This window comes from Kiloniella laminariae (assembly GCF_027214005.1).
In the GTDB taxonomy this organism is placed as follows: domain Bacteria; phylum Pseudomonadota; class Alphaproteobacteria; order Kiloniellales; family Kiloniellaceae; genus Kiloniella; species Kiloniella laminariae_A.
This window is the reverse complement of sequence record NZ_JAPWGY010000053.1, coordinates 1-240: the sequence shown is the minus strand read 5'-3', so window position 1 is coordinate 240 and position 240 is coordinate 1. Positions and strand designations below refer to the sequence as shown.

1 protein-coding gene is annotated in these 240 nt (G+C 44.6%); it reads left to right on the top strand.

The window, feature by feature from the left end; translation table 11 throughout:
- Positions 1 to 240: hypothetical protein (locus O4H49_RS20580; protein ID WP_269425309.1), on the top strand; the 240-nt coding region annotated here is incomplete at both ends.

Below are 240 nucleotides of genomic sequence, written 5' to 3'. Positions count from 1 at the left end.
CTCTATTTACTTACAATTGGCCACTTTGCTATTGAAAGCAGACCTTAAACGCGAAGAAAAGCAATGGCAGCGTACCATACGCCGAACTGCTCATGATATTCCATGGACGAATGTTCATCTATTGAGGGATATTGGTTTAGATCGCGATGGTCGTTCTACACGTGCCAATGTTCCGGATGCAGTAAAAGTTGAACGTCGAGTTCGTCACCTTCGTCGAGTCTTAACGTCGCGAATAATGAC